Source organism: Pseudoalteromonas sp. NZS100 (assembly GCF_015864815.1).
Lineage (GTDB): Bacteria > Pseudomonadota > Gammaproteobacteria > Enterobacterales > Alteromonadaceae > Pseudoalteromonas > Pseudoalteromonas distincta.
Window position 1 is genome coordinate 50,053 of record NZ_JADYWM010000005.1, and the last position, 21,618, is coordinate 71,670.

Annotated in this window: 14 protein-coding genes; 12 read left to right on the forward strand and 2 right to left on the reverse strand. The window is 39.6% G+C overall.

Annotated features, from left to right (window positions below; all coding sequences use genetic code 11):
- The first annotated feature begins 14 nt into the window (after positions 1-14).
- The 9 genes from I6E69_RS06705 to I6E69_RS06745 all read left to right on the forward strand — a co-directional run bounded on the left by I6E69_RS06705 (position 15) and on the right by I6E69_RS06745 (position 13,246).
- Positions 15-1,082 carry a glycoside hydrolase family 43 protein gene (locus tag I6E69_RS06705; RefSeq protein ID WP_055019598.1) on the forward strand — a complete coding sequence of 356 codons (1,068 nt, stop codon included), beginning with the start codon at positions 15-17 and terminating at the stop codon, positions 1,080-1,082.
- A gap of 386 nt (positions 1,083-1,468) precedes the next feature.
- Positions 1,469-4,498, forward strand: coding sequence for a TonB-dependent receptor (locus I6E69_RS06710; protein WP_197120878.1), 3,030 nt, complete (start codon positions 1,469-1,471; stop codon positions 4,496-4,498).
- A gap of 176 nt (positions 4,499-4,674) precedes the next feature.
- A complete protein-coding gene (locus I6E69_RS06715) occupies positions 4,675-5,418 on the forward strand; it encodes a SapC family protein (RefSeq protein WP_197120879.1) in 744 nt (247 codons plus the stop codon).
- Positions 5,419-5,428: 10 nt separating this feature from the next.
- A complete protein-coding gene (locus tag I6E69_RS06720; protein WP_197120880.1) occupies positions 5,429-6,439 on the forward strand; it encodes a cupin-like domain-containing protein in 1,011 nt (336 codons plus the stop codon).
- A gap of 21 nt (positions 6,440-6,460) precedes the next feature.
- Complete coding sequence (locus tag I6E69_RS06725; protein ID WP_197120881.1) at positions 6,461-7,945, forward strand: tryptophan halogenase family protein; 1,485 nt, start codon at positions 6,461-6,463, stop codon at positions 7,943-7,945.
- Between the two features lie 5 nt (positions 7,946-7,950).
- Positions 7,951-8,661: a DUF6445 family protein gene (locus tag I6E69_RS06730; protein ID WP_197120882.1), complete on the forward strand. Its 711-nt coding sequence runs from the start codon at positions 7,951-7,953 to the stop codon at positions 8,659-8,661.
- A 7-nt stretch (positions 8,662-8,668) separates the two neighbouring features.
- On the forward strand, positions 8,669-9,493 hold the full coding sequence (locus I6E69_RS06735; RefSeq protein ID WP_039489524.1) for a ThuA domain-containing protein: 825 nt from the start codon (positions 8,669-8,671) through the stop codon (positions 9,491-9,493).
- A 415-nt stretch (positions 9,494-9,908) separates the two neighbouring features.
- A complete protein-coding gene (locus I6E69_RS06740) occupies positions 9,909-11,219 on the forward strand; it encodes a sugar porter family MFS transporter (RefSeq protein WP_138489189.1) in 1,311 nt (436 codons plus the stop codon).
- Positions 11,220-11,233: 14 nt separating this feature from the next.
- Positions 11,234-13,246, forward strand: coding sequence for a glycoside hydrolase family 32 protein (locus tag I6E69_RS06745; protein ID WP_197120883.1), 2,013 nt, complete (start codon positions 11,234-11,236; stop codon positions 13,244-13,246).
- Positions 13,247-13,796: 550 nt separating this feature from the next.
- On the opposite strand, the gene I6E69_RS06750 is transcribed toward I6E69_RS06745, so the two are convergent.
- Complete coding sequence (locus I6E69_RS06750) at positions 13,797-14,792, reverse strand: LacI family DNA-binding transcriptional regulator (protein WP_149602521.1); 996 nt, start codon at positions 14,790-14,792, stop codon at positions 13,797-13,799.
- Positions 14,793-15,115: 323 nt separating this feature from the next.
- Here I6E69_RS06750 and I6E69_RS06755 point away from each other — a divergent pair, with 323 nt between their 5' ends.
- The gene (locus tag I6E69_RS06755) at positions 15,116-16,396 is read left to right on the forward strand and encodes a glycosyl hydrolase family 8 (protein ID WP_197120884.1); all 1,281 of its coding nucleotides are present in this window, start codon (positions 15,116-15,118) and stop codon (positions 16,394-16,396) included.
- Positions 16,397-16,519: 123 nt separating this feature from the next.
- Here the strand turns inward: I6E69_RS06755 and I6E69_RS06760 are convergent, their stop codons facing one another.
- The gene (locus I6E69_RS06760) at positions 16,520-17,494 is read right to left on the reverse strand and encodes an SMP-30/gluconolactonase/LRE family protein (protein ID WP_197120885.1); all 975 of its coding nucleotides are present in this window, start codon (positions 17,492-17,494) and stop codon (positions 16,520-16,522) included.
- A gap of 115 nt (positions 17,495-17,609) precedes the next feature.
- Between I6E69_RS06760 and I6E69_RS06765 the strand changes: the two genes are divergently transcribed.
- Complete coding sequence (locus tag I6E69_RS06765; RefSeq protein ID WP_197120886.1) at positions 17,610-18,743, forward strand: endo-1,4-beta-xylanase; 1,134 nt, start codon at positions 17,610-17,612, stop codon at positions 18,741-18,743.
- 598 nt (positions 18,744-19,341) lie between these two features.
- Positions 19,342-21,564, forward strand: a complete 2,223-nt coding sequence (locus I6E69_RS06770) for an endo-1,4-beta-xylanase (protein WP_197120887.1) — start codon at positions 19,342-19,344, stop codon at positions 21,562-21,564.
- The last annotated feature ends 54 nt before the right edge of the window (positions 21,565-21,618 follow it).

Genomic DNA, 21,618 nt, shown 5'->3' on the forward strand with positions numbered 1-21,618 from the left:
TACTAGGAGTAAAAATGCAAAATACAGCGCAATCAGCACCCCCATCTAATGGGTTAAGTGACGCTGAACTTAAACAGTTAAAAGACCTACAACGAGCCAACTCGTTAATACAAAACCACAATGTGTTAGTTGATCACATGTATACCGCCGATCCGTCTGCGCATGTGTTTAACGGCAAAGTGTATATTTATCCTTCGCACGACATTGAATCAAAAAATGAAATTAATGATAACGGCGACCACTTTGCAATGCGCGACTACCATGTGTTTTCGCTTGACGAAAGCTCAGGCAAAGCCATAGACCATGGCGTAGCACTTTGTGTAGACGACGTAAAATGGGCAAGCAAGCAAATGTGGGCACCCGATGCAGCGCATAAGCTTGGTCAGTACTACCTTTATTTCCCCGCGCGCGATCAGCAAGGTATTTTTAGAATTGGCGTTGCAAAAAGTGATAGCCCAACAGGTCCATTTAAAGCCGAAGACGATTACATTCAAGGGACATTTAGTATTGACCCTGCTGTATTTGAAGATGACGACTCAAGCCATTATTTGTATTTTGGTGGCTTGTGGGGCGGCCAATTACAAAATTGGCAAACCAGCGAATTTAATGAACAAAGCACGTATCCAAAAAATGGTGAACCTGCAATTCCTGCGCGCGTTGCAAAATTATCGCAAGATATGATCAGCCTAAGCGAAGACGTAAAAGAGGTTGTTGTACTAGATGAAAGCGGCTCGCCAATTACAGTATGCGATAACAACCGCCGATTTTTTGAAGGCCCTTGGGTACACAAACACAACGGTGTTTATTACTTTTCGTACTCAACGGGCGATACACACAAAATTGTATACGCTACGGGCGATAACCCTTACGGACCATTTACTTACCAGGGTGTTATTTTAAACCCTGTACTTGGTTGGACCACGCATCACTCAATTGTTAAGCACAATGGCGACTGGTTTTTATTTTATCACGACAGTACGTTATCGGGCGGGCAAACCCATTTACGCAGTATGAAAATGGCTAAGCTTGAGCACGACTCAAACGGAAAAATTCAAACAATAAGCCCATATGAACACGCTTAACAATAATAGTTTTAAACAATGCAAATTATCTGCGTAAGCAAAGCTTAAGCTTTTATTTGCACAAAAAAGATATAGTCAATGTGACCATTAATTTATTTTGTTAATGGTCTAAATAAGAGGAAGCTGAGGACATATGACAAAATGAAAATATTTTAAAGCAAAAATTAGCACAAAGAATTAGCATAAACGTGCTGTTATTTAATGGTTTTTAGTTAAGTAGCACATGTTTAAAACTGGTTGTGGTCTTTGTAAAACGTTTAAAACATACACACACAATAATTATTTATTGACCGTAAAATGAAACAAATAGTTTACAATTATGTTTCGAGTAATTCTTAAAGTCTTGCAGTACGTCAATAATAATTAAATAAGAAAAAGGCATCATGATGTTTAAGAAAAAGATAATTTCAACAGCCATACTCGCTGCAATGGGTACCGTTACGCTTCCTCACCAAAGCTACGCTGCCGAAACCATTGTTGACGAAGATGTAGAAATAATACAAGTAACAGGCATTAGAGGTTCATTGCAGCGCTCTATGGATGTTAAACGCGACTCTTCTGGTATTGTCGATGCTATTTCGGCTGAGGATATGGGGAAATTTCCTGATACTAATCTTGCTGAATCGCTGCAACGTATTACCGGCGTATCAATTGATAGAGCGGGCGGTGAAGGTAGCCGCGTAACAGTACGTGGATTTGGACCTGCTAATAACTTAATTACTATTAATGGCCGCCAACTTCCAAATACAACAGGTGACCGTACATTTGATTTTGCTAATGTGGCATCTGAAAGCGTATCGGGCGTGCAAGTTTATAAAACATCAGACGCAAGTGTTACCTCAGGTGGCATTGGCGCAACTATAAACTTGACAACAAACAGGCCTTTAAATAGCCCAGGTATAAAAGCATCGTTTGGCGTAAAAGCTGTAGACGATCAATCAACCGATGAGGGTAGCATTACGCCAGAGGTAAGTGGTTTATATTCGCAAACATTTGGTGACGATAAATTTGGTATATCTATTTCAGGTAGCTACCAAGACCGTGAAAGCGGTATGCAACAGTTTATTCAAGATCAAGGCTACAGAGCATCTGATTACACAAATACAGGGTGGGGCGGTGTACCTGCAGGCGCAGAGGGCGGAGCAAACAGACCTACATCAGGTATTTATTCAAACCCGCAACAACCACGTTATGTGTTTGAAGAACGCCAACGTGAACGTGTAAATGGCCAGCTAGTTTTTCAATATCAACCTGTTGAAAACATTACAGCAACCCTTGACTACACTACGTTTAGAACAACCGTTGAAGAGCAGCACACTGATGCGTCAGTTTGGTTTAACTACGCAGGCGATAGAAGTGAATCTGTTTGGGCGGGCGAGCCTAACGCGTATCCACTTATTTACTCAGAAATTTATGACATTCAAAGTGATGCTGATTACCGCGATACGTCGCTTACGGTAGGTTCTTGGGGTCGCGAAGAAAAAACAGATTCACTAGGCTTTAATCTAGAATGGGCAGTGTCTGATCAGCTTAACCTAGAATTTGATCACCACAGTTCAAAAGCATCAATGAAAGCAACTGATCCACGCCACGGTACACGTAACAATATTCAGTTACCGTCGTACACACGTTCGCGCTCAGGGCTTGATTTAACAGGCGACTTACCAGGTATTGCAATTGGTAATATTGAAAACTTTAACCCAAGTACTATGCGTTTATCGGGTAGCTGGTTTGCAAATGATAAATACGATTCAGAAATTGATCAAACGCAAATTTCGGGCGACTACTACATTGACGACAACCTAAGCATTGACTTTGGTGTTGCGGTTAATAAAGTAAATAACCATTACCGTCATACACAAGTACAGCGCCCAGATTGGGGTGGTGTTGGTGTTGAGGGTGACTTTGCCGATATTGATTGGCGCCAAGATACTATTTTAGATAAGTTTCAAGCTAAGGCGGGCAACTTTGAAGGCACTGCAACACAAGGCGAATACGATTTATTTAATACAATCTTTTTTGCCGACTTTGATGCGATTGTAAATGCAGCAGAGTACGCAGATCCTATTGCTAACGTAGATAACCTTTACGGTGATTGTAAAGCAGCCGACGGCGCAGCAGCAGGACCAAACGGCGAAGGACAATTTTGTGCCTCAACCGACTGGGATGCAGCAACAAACCGCTTTACAGAAGAAAAAACGCAGTCTGCTTTTGCACAAGTAAATTACAAAGGCGAATTGAGTGGCATGTTCTTCGACCTGCAAATTGGCTTACGCTACGAAAAAACAGATGTATTTTCTAAAGCAACTGCACCCGGTTACAGCCGCGTAGAATGGAACGAAGATACAGCCACATCAGTAACGGGTGTTACCGGTATTGAAACGCTAAGCCAATCTGCAGATTACAGCCAGTTCCTGCCAAATATTAACTTTAATATCGAAATTGTTGAAGATGTAATGATTCGTGCAGCAGCGAGCAAAACTATTTCAAGAGCGGGTTACGGCCAACTACAAGGCGGTACAACTATTAATACCGGTGGTAGCTTAAGTGGTTATTCGGGTGGCTCTGGTAACCCAGGACTTAAACCGCTTGAATCAATTAACTACGACTTATCTAGTGAATGGTATTACGGCGAAGGAAGCTATATTTCGTTTGGTTACTTTAAAAAAGACGTAACAAACTGGATAACTACAGGCACTATCGACTCAAATATATTTAACTTATATGACCCATTAAATGGTGAAAAATTTAGAGCCGCATCAAGCGCACTAGGTGGTAATGCATCTAACGAAGACATCAGAAATTACATATTTGAAAACTTTGCTGATGATCCAAATGTGCAACCCAAGTTTGATGAAGATGGTGAATTAGACGGCGGCACAATTGTTGGTGACCCAGAAACAGATGATCCAATTAACTTTAGAATAAACGTGCCTGTAAATGGCGACCAAGAATATACCATTGATGGCTTTGAATTTAATATTCAGCACTTATTTGGTGAGTCAGGCTTTGGTGGTATTTTTAACTACACCATGGTTGACTCGGGTCTTGAATACGACAACGACTCACTTGAGGATACAGAAGCACTTGTCGGGTTAAGTGATACTGCAAACGTAGTGTTCTTTTACGATAAAGAAGGCTTACAAGCACGTATTGCGTATAACTGGCGCGACTCGTTTTTAAATGAGCGTCGTGTAAATGGCGATTTAACCGCACCAATTTACACCGATGAGTATTACCAAATAGACTTTAACGTAAGTTACGAAGTACCAGCAGTAGAGGGACTTACCGTATTTATTGAAGGTATAAACATTACTGACGAGTACGTAACATCGTACGGGCGTAAGCAAGAGCTGATTTATAACATCACTCAAACAGGCTCTCGTTACGGTTTAGGTGTTCGTTATAATTTTTAATAAATTACACTTGTAGTAACCTTATAAAAGCCGCATTTTGCGGCTTTTTATTTGCCTAAATTAACCTAGTAATAATAATATCCAGCTGTTATAGTCAATATGAATTTAACTTGTTGGTTACATTTAGTGTGTAGCAATAGGTAAAGGCACACAACAACAATTGGAGCACACAATCCATGGCCAATCATGCATTATTAAATAATGTTGAACATCAGCATTTAAAAATAAACCCCGCACGCAGCACACACTTAGGTGACGGGGTTTGGTATAGCGAAACATTTGTGAGCGAATTTAGAGTCGCTCAAGCACATTACCCAATATTTTTTACCAAAGACGATACAACAAATACATTTTCGCCGGTGTGTTTGTACGGCATAAATAAAGACGAAAACTTATTTTTAGTAAACCAGCAATGGCAAGCACACTACATTCCGCTAAGTATGCAGCGACTGCCTTTTGCTATAGCGACTCAAAATACAATGCAAAACGGTGTGGCAACGCAAGAGCGCATGCTTAGCATTGATTTAGACTCGCCAAAAGTGTCAACAAAGCAGGGTATTAACTTATTTTTAGAACACGGCGGGAATAGCGATTACCTCGAAAACATAATAAATGTGCTTGATAACCTGCATCATGGTTTGCAAGAAAATCAGCCATTTATTAAAACTTTGATTAAACATGGTTTGCTTGAATCGGTATCGCTAGAGCTTGATTTAGTAAACGGGCTTAAACACAACTTACTTGGTTTTTATACCATAAACGAAGACTCGCTTAACCAGCTAAGTAGCGATGCAATTACACAGCTGTATTCACAAGGGTATTTAGCGTCTATATACATGATCATTGCATCGCAAGTACATGTGCGTGATTTAGTGGCGCTTAAAAACGAGCAACTTATGCTACAAAAGCACGCTGTATAAGTAATTAGCTATGGAAAATTTAGCAAATAATATTCAAACCCTGAGTGGCTTAACTCCCAGTACGTTACCCAAGGAACTTTTAAACTCGCCTGTGCCTATTGTACTGAAAGGGTTTGTGAGCGATTGGCCCCTCGTTATTGCCGCTAAAAAGTCAGACAGTGCAGCGATTGATTATTTAACGCCGTTTTACGAAGGTTTTTTAGTTAATACTTGCACAATACCCGCCAGTCAAAGCGGGGTTGTAGGGTATAACCCCGATTTGAGCGGTTTTAATTTTACTAATCAACAAGCGGCATTTATTAATGCGCTTGAGCAAATAGCGCAAACTGCTAATAACCCGCAAGCCGACACCTTATACATTGGCTCTACTAGCATTGCACAATGCTTGCCTGGTTTGGTTAAACACTGCCACGCTAACGCATTAAACGAAGGCTGTTTATTTAATGTATGGGCAGGCGGAAAAGTTACCGTACCAGCACATTACGACGTAGCGCAAAATTTAGCATGTTGCGTTGCAGGTAAAAGGCGTTTTACTTTATTTGCCCCCGATCAAATAGATAATTTATACATAGGCCCGCTTGATAAAGCACCCGGTGGTCAGCCAATAAGCTTAACCACCACAACTGAGCCCAACTTCACGCAATACCCTAAATTTAAACAAGCTATAAAAGCGGCAATTACCGTTGATCTTGAAGCAGGCGATGCCCTTATATTACCCAGCATGTGGTGGCACCAAGTAGAGGGGCTTGGCAGTTTAAATATACTGTTTAATTATTGGTTTAAAAATACGCCAGCGGTGTATGGGCAGCCTACTAATGCGTTGCACCTTGCTATTTTAAACATACGTAATTTACCAAAGCATGAGCGCGCAGCATGGCAACGTTTGTTTAATTACTATGTATTTGCTGATAACGAATTTACCCACATACCAGAGCCCGCACAGGCTATTTTAACAAAGCCAATGGATGAGCTTACAGCGCGTAAATTAAGAGCCGAATTACAAAATAAATTAAGACGCTAAGCGACTTGTAAGGTTTGAATTATGAATCAAAATGCAATTAAAAAAATCGTAATAGCAGGTGGCGGTACCGCCGGTTGGATGTGCAGCGCTGCAATGGCAAAGCTACTAGGTAAAAATATTGAAATATGCTTGGTTGAATCCGATTTAATACCTACCGTAGGGGTCGGGGAATCTACTATTCCTACGCTGCATATATTTCATGATTTACTAAAAATTAGCGAATCAGAATTTATGGCAGCCACTAATGCCACGTTTAAATTAGGCATATCGTTTGAGGGCTGGAAACAAAACCAGCAAAGCTACTTTCACTCATTTGGTTATGTGGGGCAAGGTTGTTGGGCTGCAGGTTTTCAGCACTTTTGGCTAAAAGGTATGCAACAAGGTGTAGCTGCCGATATTGGTGATTATTGCACAGAGCACGTAGCAAGTCGCTTGGGTAAATTTGCCGTAGTGCCGAATCAAGACCGTAACCATGCTTATCAGTTAGATGCCGGTTTGTACGCTAAGTTTTTACGAAATTTTGCACAGCAAAACGGCGCTAAACGTATAGAAGGCATGATAAGTAAAGTTAATTTAGAGCCCACTAATGGCTTTATAAAATCGCTTACTTTAGGTGACGGGCAAATTATTGAGGGTGATTTATTTATAGATTGCACCGGCTTTAAAGGTTTATTAATAGAGCAAGCGCTACACACCGGATACGAAGATTGGAGCCATTGGCTCCCGTGCGACAGCGCAGTGGCAATACAAACCGAATTAGTAAGCCCAATAGTGCCATACACACGTGCAATGGCGCATAAATATGGTTGGCAGTGGCAAATACCGCTGCAAAGCCGCCGTGGTAATGGTTTTGTGTTTTGCAGTAAATACATGAGCGATGATGAGGCAAAAACAGCGCTACTCAATAACGTAGAAGGCAAACCTATTAATGAGCCGCGCGTTATTAAATACCGCACCGGTACACGGCGTAAACATTGGAACAAAAACTGTGTTGCTATTGGCTTAGCAAGTGGTTTTATTGAGCCGCTTGAATCAACCAGTATTCATTTAATTCAGCAAAGCATTATAAGATTAATGCAAAACATGCCAACCAAAGCAATCGAGTCGTGCTATCAAGATGACTTTAATAACAAAATGCGCTTTGAGGCCGAAAACATTCGCGACTTTATTGTGCTGCATTACCATGTAACACAGCGCACCGACAGCGACTTTTGGCGTTACTGTAAAAACATGCCAATTCCAGAGTCGCTTGCCAAACGCATTGAGCTATTTAAGCAAAGTGGGCATGTTTATAAAGCAGAGCAAGAGTTATTTGGTGAAGCCTCGTGGTTACAAGTGATGTTAGGGCAAGGGCTAGTGCCGCAAAATTATCACCCGATTGTTGATAGCATGAGCGATGATGAGCTTAAACGATTTTTAGAGTCAATAAAAAATCATGTTGCTAAAAAAGCAGATAGCTTACCGAGTCACATTGATTTTATTAATCATTATTGCAAGGCTAAGTAAGCAATATGCTAACACTTGGCAATAATTTACAGCCGCAGTATGAGTTTATAGGGCAAGAGCAAACGCCAATTATTATAATTGACGACTACCTGAGTGAGCCGCAAAAACTTATAAACTTAGCTAAAAGTGCTGAGAACAACAGTGGCGAGTTTAAGCCTGACGAACTCACTCAATACCCTGGTTTACGCATGCCGCTGCCAAAGCAATGTGTGGTTGATTACTTAAAGCCGCTTATACAGGGGTTTTATAACGTATTTAATATTGAGCAAACACTTACCCCATACCCAAAAGATAATACCTTATCGTTAATTACTAAAACGCAGCAGCAGCTATCACCAATACAAACCTTGCCACACTTTGATACCAATGATCCTAACTTAATTGCCATTATTCATTACCTTGGCAGAGGCGAGCACGGCGGCACTGGATTTTTTAGGCATAAAAAAACAGGGTTTGAAACAATCAGCACCAAGCGCAAAAACACGTATGTAACACATGCTCAGCAATACCTTGAACGCAGTAAGGTAAAGCCTAGTTACTGCACCACACAGCACAGTGAGTTTGAGTGCTACAAGCACATAGAATATAAGCCAAATAGGCTTATTGTGTTTCCTGGGTATTTGCTGCACACCAGTTTACTTAATACGTCTACCGATATTTCGTCGTGTCCACAAACAGGGCGGCTAACGGCTAATATGTTTGTTCATTTTAAATAGGAATATTATGTTTTTTTCTTTATCTAGATTCGCATATAAAGGTTGGCTATTATGCTTTGTTGTATTGACGCTGAGTATGGTAACAGTGCAAAAAAGTCATGCTACAGGGTTTGATACGCTCCCTAAAAAGCAATTTAATGTGCTGCTATTTACAAAAACCGCAGGGTGGCACCATAAGTCGCAAACCGAAGGGGTTAAAGCGTTAGAGGTCTTAGCCGATAAGCATTTTTTTAACTTAATTTGGCACGAAGAGAGCCATTACTTTAACGACGATTACTTAAAAAATGTTGATGTAGTGGTATTTTTATCAACCACGGGCGATATTTTAAACCTAAAAGAGCAAGCCGCGCTTGAGCGATTTATAAAAGCAGGTAAAGGCTTTGTTGGCATTCATAGCGCATCAGATACCGAATACGACTGGCCTTGGTACCAAAAGCTGGTGGGGCGCACCTTTAACATTCATCCTGTTATTCAAACTGGCGTACTACGTAAAGTGCCGAATACTGTCTTTATTGGCTTAAACCATATGCCGCAGGAGATACTTTGGACCGACGAGTGGTACGAGTTTGGGCCCGAGCTAACTAAGTTAAACTACTTACTCACGGTTGATGAGCAAACTTACAACCCAAATGCCGATTGGGGTAATAACAAAACAGGCTCAGGCATGGGGGCGTTTCATCCTATTTCGTGGTATCACAATTACGATGGTGGTCGCTCGTTTTATACAGCCCTTGGGCATACTAATGCGGTGTATAAAAGTGAATTTTTAACCGAGCATATCTATGGCGGAATTTATTGGGCAGCAACAGGGAAAGGACTAAAAGAGCTGTAGGCAATATGTCGGGTAATCATCAATAACGAACCACATAAAGGTAATACATTGATGCAATGATTTTGTTGAGTTTACGTTTCTTTAATGTTAAAAAGACAACGTTGTCATAATGTTTGTTTAACTTTATGCTTTAAGTACTACGGGCAATTGAGCGTAAAATTAAATTTAGACAGATAGAGCAAATCAAAAAAGACAACGTTGTTTATTTGCAAGGGTAAATAGACATGCAATGAGAAAACACACAATTTAAGCATTTTAAAACCATAATTATCAAGGTATTGGGTATTGCTCTTATACACTGATTTAGCGCATCTAATTACCAGATAAGTATGTAACTTAAAGCTTTAATAAGAATATAAATGCGCCCATTGTCGTGCTTTGATTAAATTGGCGCCTATAAGCAATAAGAGTTGATATGAATAAGATTATTTACTGGTCAATAACAGTCGCTGTAGCGGGGTTTTTATTTGGCTTCGACACGGCGGTTATATCTGGGGCAGATAAGCCCATTCAAGCAATGTGGGATACGAGTTCGTTATTTCATGGCTTATTTATTATGTCTTCAGCTTTATGGGGCACATTAATTGGAGCCTTAGGAGGTAATTACCCTTGTGATAAATTTGGCCGCAAACCCACATTAGTGTTGGTTGGCGTATTATTTTTAGTTTCTGCTATTGGTTCTGCAATTGCGCAAGACCCTTATACTTTTGCCTTGCTGAGGTTTATTGGCGGTGTAGGTGTGGGTATCTCTTCTATAGTGGTACCCGCTTATATATCAGAAATAGCCCCTGCTAAATATCGCGGGCGGTTAGTTGCGCTTTATCAGTTTCAAATTGTGTTTGGGATTTTAATTGCATTTATTTCAAATTTCCTAATTTCAGGTACATCTGGAAACGATTGGCGTTTAATGCTTGCCGTAGAGGCAATACCTGCCGTTATCTATTTACTTATGGTTGTGAGAGCGCCTGAAAGTCCACGTTGGTTAGTACAAAATAAAAACGCTATAAAAAAAGCGCGGTCAATATTAATCCAACTAGGAGAGTCAAAGCCAGATACCGTTTTACTAGCAATTGAAAAAGATAAAAAACAAAATGTTGAGTCTAAACTGTTTTCAGGTACTTACAGTAAAGCCGCTCTACTCGCATTTTTGTTTGCGGCATTTAATCAATTATCGGGTATTAATTTCATTATTTACTATGCTCCTCGGCTTTTTGAGCTAGCAGGATTAGATGTAAACCAGGCACTACTATCAGGTGCAGGGATAGGCCTAGTTAACTTATGTTTTACTATGCTTGGCTTATTATTAATTGATAAATATGGCCGCCGTTCATTAATGTATGTTGGTTCTATTGGTTACATTATTTCATTGGCTGTCGTTGCATGGGCATTTAGCAACCAAACAGGAGGAGTATTGGTTGTTGCGTTTGTATTTGTATTTATAGCCGCACATGCAATTGGACAAGGCACAGTAATTTGGGTTTTTATAGCCGAAATATTCCCAAATAAAATACGCTCTAAAGGTCAGTCTTTAGGCTCAGGTACACATTGGTTGTTTGCTGCAGCAATCACTTTATTTATGCCTTATTTTTTAGAAAAATTTAGTCCAGCAGAGATTTTTGGCTTTTTCACTTTAATGATGGTGGGGCAGCTTATTTTTGTAGCTCGTTTTATGCCTGAAACAAAAGGGCGTTCTTTAGAAAATATTTCTATTAATACCAATAACTAAGTGTGGGGCATTCGATGCAACTAATAATTATAATACTCGTTTTGTCTTTTTTAACTGCATGTGATGCAGTAAATCAATCTCAAAACAACAAGCAATATGTAAAAGAACAATTGGCAAACGAAGCGTTTAGGCCTGCTTATCATTTCACACCTTCTAAAAATTGGATGAATGATCCTAACGGAATGGTGTATTACCAAGGTGAATACCATTTATTTTATCAATATAACCCTTATGGTTCGGTGTGGGGCCCTATGCACTGGGGGCACGCAATAAGTTCTGATATGGTTGAATGGCAACATCAAGGTGTAAAGCTGTACCCAGATCAACACGGAACGATATTCTCAGGCAGTGCCGTTGTTGATTGGAAAAATAGCAGTGGCTTTGGTACAAAAGAAAACCCACCTTTGGTGGCTATTTACACATACCATAATGAGGAAAGAGCAAAACAAGGGTTAGGCGATATTCAGACACAAGGATTAGCGTATAGCATAGATAAAGGGCGTACTTGGCAAAAATATAAACATAATCCTGTACTTAAAAATTCAAATATCCGTGATTTTCGAGATCCAAAAGTTAAATGGCATCCAGCAACAAAGCAGTGGGTTATGGTATTGGCCCAAGATGACCACATAGGTTTTTATACTTCAACTAATCTAAAAGATTGGCAGTTTAAAAGTACTTTTGGAGCCCAATGGGGTAGCCATGGTGGAGTGTGGGAATGTCCTGATTTAATCCGTGTAAAAATACGCGGCACTGATAATTATAAATATGTTCTACTAGTAAGCATTAACCCAGGTGCACCTAATGGCGGCTCAGGAACTCAATATTTTATAGGTGATTTTGATGGAACAAAATTCACTTTAGATGAAAACTATCAGAAAATGCTAGCGCCTACATCGGCTGTATTTCCACAAGGTGTAGAGTTTGCAAATTTTAAAAATGGATTAAGTAAATGGCAGGTAGAAGGAAATGCATTTCATATTGCAAGTGATCAACAAGGAAAGCCAATACTGAGCTCATTTAACCAATCTGACGAAGCAACTGGTTCAGCTTTATCTGAGGCTTTTAATATTGAGCACGATTATATCAATTTTAAAATATTAGGTGGTAAACATAAAAATCGAACTGCAATTGAGTTATTGATTAACGGTGAAGTAGTTAAAAGTACAGTAGGTAGTAACTCAAATGTTATGTTAGAAACTGCGTGGGATGTGCGCAGCTTTAAAAATAAGCAAGGAGTAATTAAAGTAATCGATAGTAAAAAGGGTGATTGGGGCCACATTAAAGTTGCTGATATCACCTTTTCTGACCAAGCAGCTAGGCCAAAAATAGAGCCTGCAATTTGGCTAGATTATGGCACTGACAATTATGCTGGAGTGACTTTTTCTGATGCACCTGATAATCGTCATTTATTTATGGGCTGGATGAGCAATTGGCAGTACGCTAATTTTGTGCCAACAACAACCTGGCGTAGTGCAATGACCTTACCAAGGGAACTTGAGTTGATAAAAACATCTCAAGGGTTACGCTTTGCATCACAGCCAGTTAAAGAGTTGCAGAAAATTTTGGCCAGTACTCAAACCAAAGCTGTGCTAGAAGGTAAAAATAATTACCAACTTGACCAGGTATTTAATGTTGCTCCTGGGCAATTTAAACTAAGTTTTACCTTAGTAAACGCCAATCAAGCAATTGATATTATATTAAGTGCCGACTCGGGGGAGCAAACAATACTCTCGCTCAACCCACTAAAAGGAACACTTGTTTTAGATAGGACTAAGTCTGGACTGATTGACTTTGAGGCTGATTTTGCATCTATTCAAACGAGCCCACTGCAAAAAAACCTTACAGATTATCATGTAGATATCTGGGTTGATAAAGCGTCTGTCGAGGTGTTTGTAAATAAAGGAGTAAGTACAATGACCTCTATTGTTTTTCCTACTCAGCCGTACCATAAGGTGAGCGTAAAAGCCCTGCAGCAATTTACCTTAAAAGACATTCAATTTAATAATGTTGCTATAACAAAATAAATTCAAACACGTCTCTATATCACTTAGGGCCGTTTGGGTTTTATCGGCAAAAAATAATTTACTAGTGATTACACAGACAATACTCTTGTACCAATTTTAAAAAGCACTTAATTATTTTTAGGCTGAATTTTATGTTAACAGCATTAAAAGTGAACATTTAAAACAACTAAATAGCGCAATTTCTTAGCTACCAGCACGTTTTTATGCTTTAAAGTAGATCACTTAAGTAAATTGATACTAGGGCGTGCTGACCTTTCGTGGGTGAATTTGCAGCTGTATGTTTGGTTTTTAGGCAAGGCCGAGCCTATGTAGTGTGGTTATTCCTCATAAATAGGCGATAACGCAGCATAAATACCAAACATGCGCTGCCCGTTGGGTTCTTTCTAGGGACGATTAACTCTTTGTTGCCTACATGGATGTAGGTAAGGGGCGTGAGCAGGACGCGGAAGCTTTGCTCGGTTTTTACTTAGCCCACTAGGTTACAAACCTCGCGCCGCGATTAAATCGCCCCTAGATTGAACAAATTGCAATCCACAAAGATCAACACGCCCTAAAAGGAATCTCGTTTTATTAATTTAAATGGCAAATGTTGATGAACTAAGTCGACTCTAAGGTCTATAAGGTATTCCATAGCCCAGCGACCCATTTGTAGGTGCGGTAAAGCCATAGTGGTTAAATTTGGTTGTAATAATTCAGGTATACTGCCCCAATTATCAAAGCTAGCTATACCTATATCATCGCCTATTACCATGTTTTTTTCATGCGCCACAAAGTAAATTTCCATAGCCATTGGGTCTTGCCCACAAATAATAGCATCGGGTTTAAAGCTATCGATAATTTTAGCAGCAGACTCTCGAGATATAGAGCGTTCAATTCCGTCATCTTGCTTAATGATAACCGATTCAATAAGTAAATTGCTTAAAGGTAAGCCGTGGCGCGTAAATGCATTAATAACACCTTGCTTTCGGCCTTTTGCAGCAATTATATCTTCATTTAAATTTAGAAATGCAATTCGGCGATAGCCTTTATTGATTAGTGCTGTGGTAATTTCTTCCCCGGCTTGTACTTCATCAGGTACAACACACGGAAAATCCCCATTTATTGGAAAGCAATTAGCCAATATAGTCGGGATTTTTTTTAATTCATCGGGTAATTGAACTGCACGGTGGCACATTGCTGAATAAATAACACCTTCAACCCTATTCTCTAATAGACTTACTATAGCCCTATCTATGCTTGCTTTTGTTTCATTGATGTTGAGGATTAGCAGTTCTTTGTTCTTTTTCCAGGCAACTTCTTGAGCGCCCCGAATAATATCAAAAGTGTAGGGTACGTTAAGCAGCTCATCAGCAATAATGGCGTATATATTTGTTTTTTTTCGGCGTGTTAGGCTTGCTGCTCGATTTGGGCGATAGTTTAATTCTTTTATCGCATTTAGCACTTTTTCACGGTTTACACTTTTAACACTCGGATCGTTGTTAACCACACGAGAGACTGTCTTAAATGAAACGCCAGCACGGGCAGCCACTTGCTTGATTGTAACCATACTAAATAATACCTCTTAAGAATAAAAAGAGTATACCAGCACATCTTATTTTATTTTTATGTTTTTACACTGCTTTATTGCTAATACTAAGCAAAATCTTACATACCTTTCTTTCGAGTTCATATTATCTAGGTACGAAATGAATGCGTCATTGATATGGTATTTACTGGGTGCATATTTTATTAAATTGCGACATTTTAATTGATTAAGTAAAAATTTAAGTTTTATCGAAAGTAAAATAAATGTGAAAATATCTTGATCAAATAGTCTAAAAGACTATATTGGTTTTGCACGCTGATATAATTCACAAAAAGAGGATAAATATGAACGTAATTTTAAAATCTACGGCTATGTTGTTAGTGCTTGCATCTAGCCACTCTTATGCAGCTTTTAACGTAAATCCCCCGAGTGTTGGTGCTGATAGCTCGGGTACTTACCGTAACCTTGCACAGGAAATGGGTAAAACAAACATACAACAAAAGGTGAATAGTACTTTTGACAATATGTTTGGCTATAACAACACTCAACAACTTTATTACCCGTACACCGAAAACGGTGTTTATAAAGCACACTATATAAAAGCAATTAACCCAGACGAGGGCGACGATATAAGAACAGAAGGGCAGTCGTGGGGAATGACCGCCGCTGTCATGCTAAACAAACAGCAAGAGTTTGATAACCTATGGCGCTTTGCAAAAGCGTATCAAAAAAATCCAGACAACCACCCTGATGCTAAAAAACAAGGCGTTTACGCGTGGAAACTAAAGCTTAATCAAAACGGCTTTGTTTATAAAGTAGATGAAGGCCCCGCTCCCGATGGCGAAGAGTACTTTGCTTTTGCACTACTTAATGCCTCCGCTCGTTGGGGCAATTCGGGTGAGTTTAACTACTACAACGATGCCATTACCATGTTAAACACGATTAAAAGTAAGTTGATGGAAAACCAAATAATTCGCTTTTCACCTTACATTGATAACCTAACAGACCCTTCTTATCACATACCTGCGTTTTATGACTACTTTGCAAATAACGTAACTAACCAAGCAGACAAAACTTACTGGCGACAAGTCGCCACAAAAAGTAGAACCTTACTTAAAAACCATTTTACAAAAGTAAGTGGTAGCCCGCATTGGAACTTACCTACATTTTTATCGCGCTTAGATGGCAGCCCTGTTATTGGCTACATTTTTAACGGCCAAGCAAACCCAGGTCAATGGTATGAATTTGATGCATGGCGCGTAATTATGAATGTGGGTTTAGACGCGCATTTAATGGGTGCTCAAGCGTGGCATAAAAGCGCAGTAAATAAAGCACTGGGCTTTTTAAGTTATGCAAAAACTAACAACAGCAATAACTGTTACGAGCAAGTGTATTCGTACGGTGGAGCGCAAAACAGAGGCTGTGCGGGCGAAGGTCAAAAAGCCGCGAATGCAGTAGCGTTACTTGCTTCAACAAACGCTGGGCAAGCAACTGAGTTTTTTAACGAATTTTGGTCTTTATCGCAACCAACGGGTGACTACCGTTACTATAATGGTTCGTTATATATGTTAGCTATGCTGCATGTATCGGGTAATTTTAAGTTTTATAACAACACGTTTAATTAAAATAACGCTACCTAAGTAGCAAAAACTTAGATAATAAAAAACCGGTGTAACTAAGTTACACCGGTTTTTATACTTAACGAGTGAGCTTAACTTTCTCTTTAATACGTTGCTTAACTAATTTAGCTAATTAGCCAAACCCGCTACTTTTACATCAAGCGTAAACAAGCCCTTAGCGGTGGTTATTAATAACGTTTTGCGATTTTTACCACCAAACGCAAGGTTAGTTACATTAGGGCCAAGTTCAATTTTATCGATAAGTGAGCCGCGTGGCGTGTAAATATTAATAACGCCTTTGCTATGGCTGCTTATATAAATATTGCCAGCAGAGTCTACTTTTATACCATCGGGTGAGGTTACTTTAATAAAGTCTTCGCGCGGTAAAATATCACCGTTTTCATCAATAGTGTATTTGCTGACGCGGTTGCTAAAGTCGCCAACATAAAGGGTATGCTGATCTGGGGATAGTGCAACACCGTTGGGCTTTTCAAGCGTAGCGTCAATTAAACTAAGTACGCCCATATTACTTAACTTATACACACCGGTATAAGGTATTTGCTGAGTGCGTTCGCCTAGTTGCCAATTAGGATCTGTAAAGTAAATATCGCCATTTCTGTGCATAGTCATATCGTTTGGCGAGCTAAAGCTTAACCCATCAAACTTATTGACTATTACGGTATTGGTCTTGCTTTTTATATTAATTTTAGAAAGCGACTGCGTATTGTGGTTAAGGTTATAAAGGTTGCCGCTTGTTGCATACAGGCCATTTGTACCACTGTGTTTTAAATAAGTGGTGATGGTATTAGGCAATTGCAATTTATAAATGGTGGAGTCGGGGCCTAGTGCTTGCAGGCTTGCAAAGTTCATTTCTGAAAAATAAAACGCATTGTCTTGGCTTGACCACGTTGGGCCTTCTAAAAACAAAAAATCGTCACTAACAAGTGTGGGTATTACGCCCTTTATTAGCGGTGATTGCTCATTGCTTTGGCTGTTTACAGCGTTTAACAAAGCTGGGTTTTGAAGTTGTTGTGCCAGCGCTGTTTTATTTATACAGAGCATTAATATAACTAAGCTTAGCGTTTTTTTGTGTGTTTTTAGCATAGACGTTTACTCAGGTTTGTTTAATTTATAATTAATGGTCATTTCGACTATATCATTTATTTTTTTCGTTGTATGATATTTATCGAAAATAATAACGATTCAACGGAGCACACACATGCATAAAAAACACACACTCAGCCTGCTTTTACTTGCAGGATCATTAAGTGTAAACGCTGCACAAGACCCAGCCCTTAAAAACACCTTTGCAGACTCATTTAAAATGGGGGTTGCTGTAAATCAAGATATAGTGACAGGCAAAAACGCAGCCGCGCAGTCAATTATTGCTAAGCAATTTAATACAGTCACCCTAGAAAACGCCATGAAAGCAGAAGTAATTTACCCACAGCAAGGTAAGGTCGATTTTAGTGGTGCAGATGCGTTTATAGATTTTGCCAAGCAAAATAACATGTTTACCGTAGCCCACACCTTAGTGTGGCATAACCAAACACCTGACTGGTTTTTTACAAATAGTAAAAATGAGCCAAATACCCCAGCAGAGCAGCTTGAGCAAATGCGCAAACACATAGAGCTGGTAGCAGGACGCTATAAAAACAAAGTAGATGCATGGGACGTAGTTAACGAAGTAATTGCTGATGACGGCTCTTATCGCCCAACTGTGTGGGTTAACCGCGTAGGTGATGGCGATACCATGGTAAAAGCCGCATTTAAATACGCCCAGCAGTATTCACCTAATACCGAGCTTTACTACAATGACTTTAATGCATGGCGACCAGAAAAAAGAGACGGCATTATACGTATGATCAAAATGCTGCAAAAAGAAGGTATTCGAATCGATGGCATTGGCATACAAGCGCACTGGGGGCTTAACTTTCCTAAAATGCAATATATTGAACAAGCCATTGACGCCTACGCCGCGCTGGGTATAAAAGTGATGATCACCGAGCTTGATATAGACGTGCTGCCTTTAACAAAAGAAGGGCAGATTACCGGCACCGATATGATGAAACCGCAGTTTCAGCTAGAAGAGTTTGAAACTTACCTCGACCCATACAAAAATGGCTTGCCAAGCGACGTAGAGGCGCAATTAAACGCTCGTTATAAAGCCTTGTTTGAACTGTTTTACGCAAAACGCGATAAAATAGACCGCGTAACCTTTTGGGGATTACACGATGGTATGTCGTGGAAAAACGATTACCCAATCCCAAACAGAACAAACTACCCATTATTATGGAACCGCAATTTAACCCCTAAACCAATTATAAAAACAATTTCTGACGTAGCTCAGTAAACAAGTCGATGTGTGAAGTGTAAAGCCGAGTATTTTTAAATGCTCGGCTTTTTTTGTTGTCGCCTCTAGCTTATACCAATCCGCAATAATACTTAATCATTTTGAGGGGCTAAAAGTGTCGCTATCAGCGTTAAAAAATTCTCATGTAAAACAATTGAATAGCAATTTTTTTGCCTAGCTATCAACACGTTTTTCCATCCTCAAAATAGATCACTTAATTAAGCGGATTGGTATTAAAACAAAAAGGTACCCTAAACATATTTCAGCGTTTGTTACCGAATAGAGTAAATATTGCACTTGATCGTTATTGTTAATTGGACTATAACTATGTTGGTTTTTAGTTAAATTAATAACACTGTATTTACACACACAATAAAGCAGTAATAATTTAATTTTAATCTAAGTGTAAGTTATTGTAATTATTGCTTTGTATTATCTTTAATGAAGCGTAAATAATTCAATAGTAATTAAAAAAATAAAAGTAAATGTATAATTATTTGACTTATTTACCTAGTGGTCAAATTGAATAAAAGGCGAGATTTTTCCATCGTTCATATTCTTAAAAAATGCATTTATTACTCAAACTTAAGGATTAAAAATGAAGAAATTTTTTATTCAAACCACTGGATTAGTGGCCTTGATGTCACTGATTGTCGCATGCGGAGATAATAATAAAGACCCCGAGGTGCCTGTGGTTGTGGAAGTTGTAGTCCCCGATACCCCTGAGGTCGAAGCGCCAGAAGCCGCTAAAATAACGAATGGCGGTTTTGAAGATGATGCCGCGGGAGAAACCACAGCAACAGGAAACTGGGTTTTTAGACCCGATCAAGAGCCTACTGCGTCCTCCACAATAAACATTATTGAGTCAGAAGAAGGGGTGAATACTTACAAAGGCACAAAAGCAGTTGAAGTGGTTGTTAATACGCTGGGCGATAATCCATGGGGCATTGAAATAGCCTACGAGGATATACCTGTCACGGGTGGTAAAAATTATGAGTTTAGTGTTTGGGCAAAAGGTGAAGAGGGCACCAGTGCAGATTTTTGGATACAGACTCCAGCCCCAGAATACGGCCAGCTAAGCTTAGTAAAAGAAACACTCACTGGAGAGTGGCAAAAAATAACATTAACAGCCGCTACCGCTGAAACGGATTCACTGATCAGATTAGCTATACATTTTTCTAAAGAAGAAAACATCGAGAAACCACTATTTATTGATGAGTTTTCGGGCATCGTTTTAGAAGATGTACCAGCAGAAGAAATACCTGATGTTCAATACAGCGAAGTGACAGCACAAAGTTTAAAAGCATTAGCACCTAATTTTAATATTGGCGTGGCTGTGCCAGCGGGTGGATTTGGTAACAGCATAATAGACAGACCAGAGATTAAAACGATTATTGAAAAACATTTTAATCAACTCTCTGCTGAAAACATTATGAAGCCTACCTATTTACAACCAACCCAAGGTGAATTCTTTTACGATGATTCTGATGAGCTAGTTAACTACGCCAAAGACAACTCACTTACTGTACATGGTCATGTTTTGGTTTGGCACTCTCAAATTGCGCCTTGGATGCAAAGTTTTCAAGGTGATAAAGCCGCGTGGATAACCATGATGGAAAATCACATCACTCAAGTTGCCACTCATTTTGAAGAAGAAGGCGATAACGATACCGTAGTTAGCTGGGATGTAGTTAACGAAGCGTTTATGGAAAACGGTAAATACCGTGGTGAAAAAACCACAAGTGACAGTGCCGACGAATCTGTGTGGTTTGAAAACATAGGTGCAGAATTTTTACCGTTAGCCTATAAAGCAGCAAGAGCAGCCGACCCCGATGCCGACTTATACTACAACGATTACAACCTGATTTGGAACGCCGACAAATTAGATGCCGTTATATCTATGGTTAACGATTTTCACAACAATGGCGTGCCTATTGATGGCATAGGGTTTCAATCTCATATTTCACTTAACAGCCCTGACATTTCAACCATTCAGGCACACCTTCAAAAAGTGGTCGATATTCGCCCTAAAATAAAAGTGAAAATTACCGAGCTAGATGTTCGTATGAACAACGAAGGCGGCATTCCTCTAACTTACTTAACAAGTGAAAGAGCGGATGAACAAAAGCAGTACTATTACGATATTGTTAAAACCTACCTAGAAACGGTACCTGAAGATCAGCGCGGTGGTATTACTATTTGGGGTGTAATTGATGGTGATAGTTGGTTACAAACTTGGCCAGAACCGACAACTGAATGGCCACTGTTATTCTTTAATGACTATACACCAAAACCGGCTTTGCAAGGTGTTGCCGATGCGCTGCAAGAGCTAATTGAAGTAGCAGAGCCAGAGCCTTCAGCTGAGTTGCTAACTAATGGTGACTTTGAAGCAGGGCTTGATTCATGGCAATCACGAGGCAGTGCTACTATTTCACTTGAAACAACCCAAGCTCACAGTGGTAATAATAGCGCTTTAGTACAAGGGCGAACTGAAACGTGGAATGGGTTACAAAAAGATGTAAAAGGCTTATTTACAGCAGGTAAAACCTATAATGTATCTGCGTGGGTTAAGTTATCTGACGATAGCACCGCGGTATCGCCTGGAGTTAAGCTCACACTGCAAATTGAGCATGCGAGCACTGAATACCTCGAGCTAACCACTGTTACAAACGTAGTTGCAGGCGATTGGGTACAGCTTTCGGGCACTTATACCCATTCAATTACAACCGAGGAAAGCGCCGCTTTACTTTATGTGGAGTCAAACGAACTGACTGCTGATTTTTATGTAGACGACGTATCGGTCACTTTGGTAGAACAATAAACCAAACTAACAGTAATTAACCCCACATTTGATAGTCTGTATTTTTATACAGAC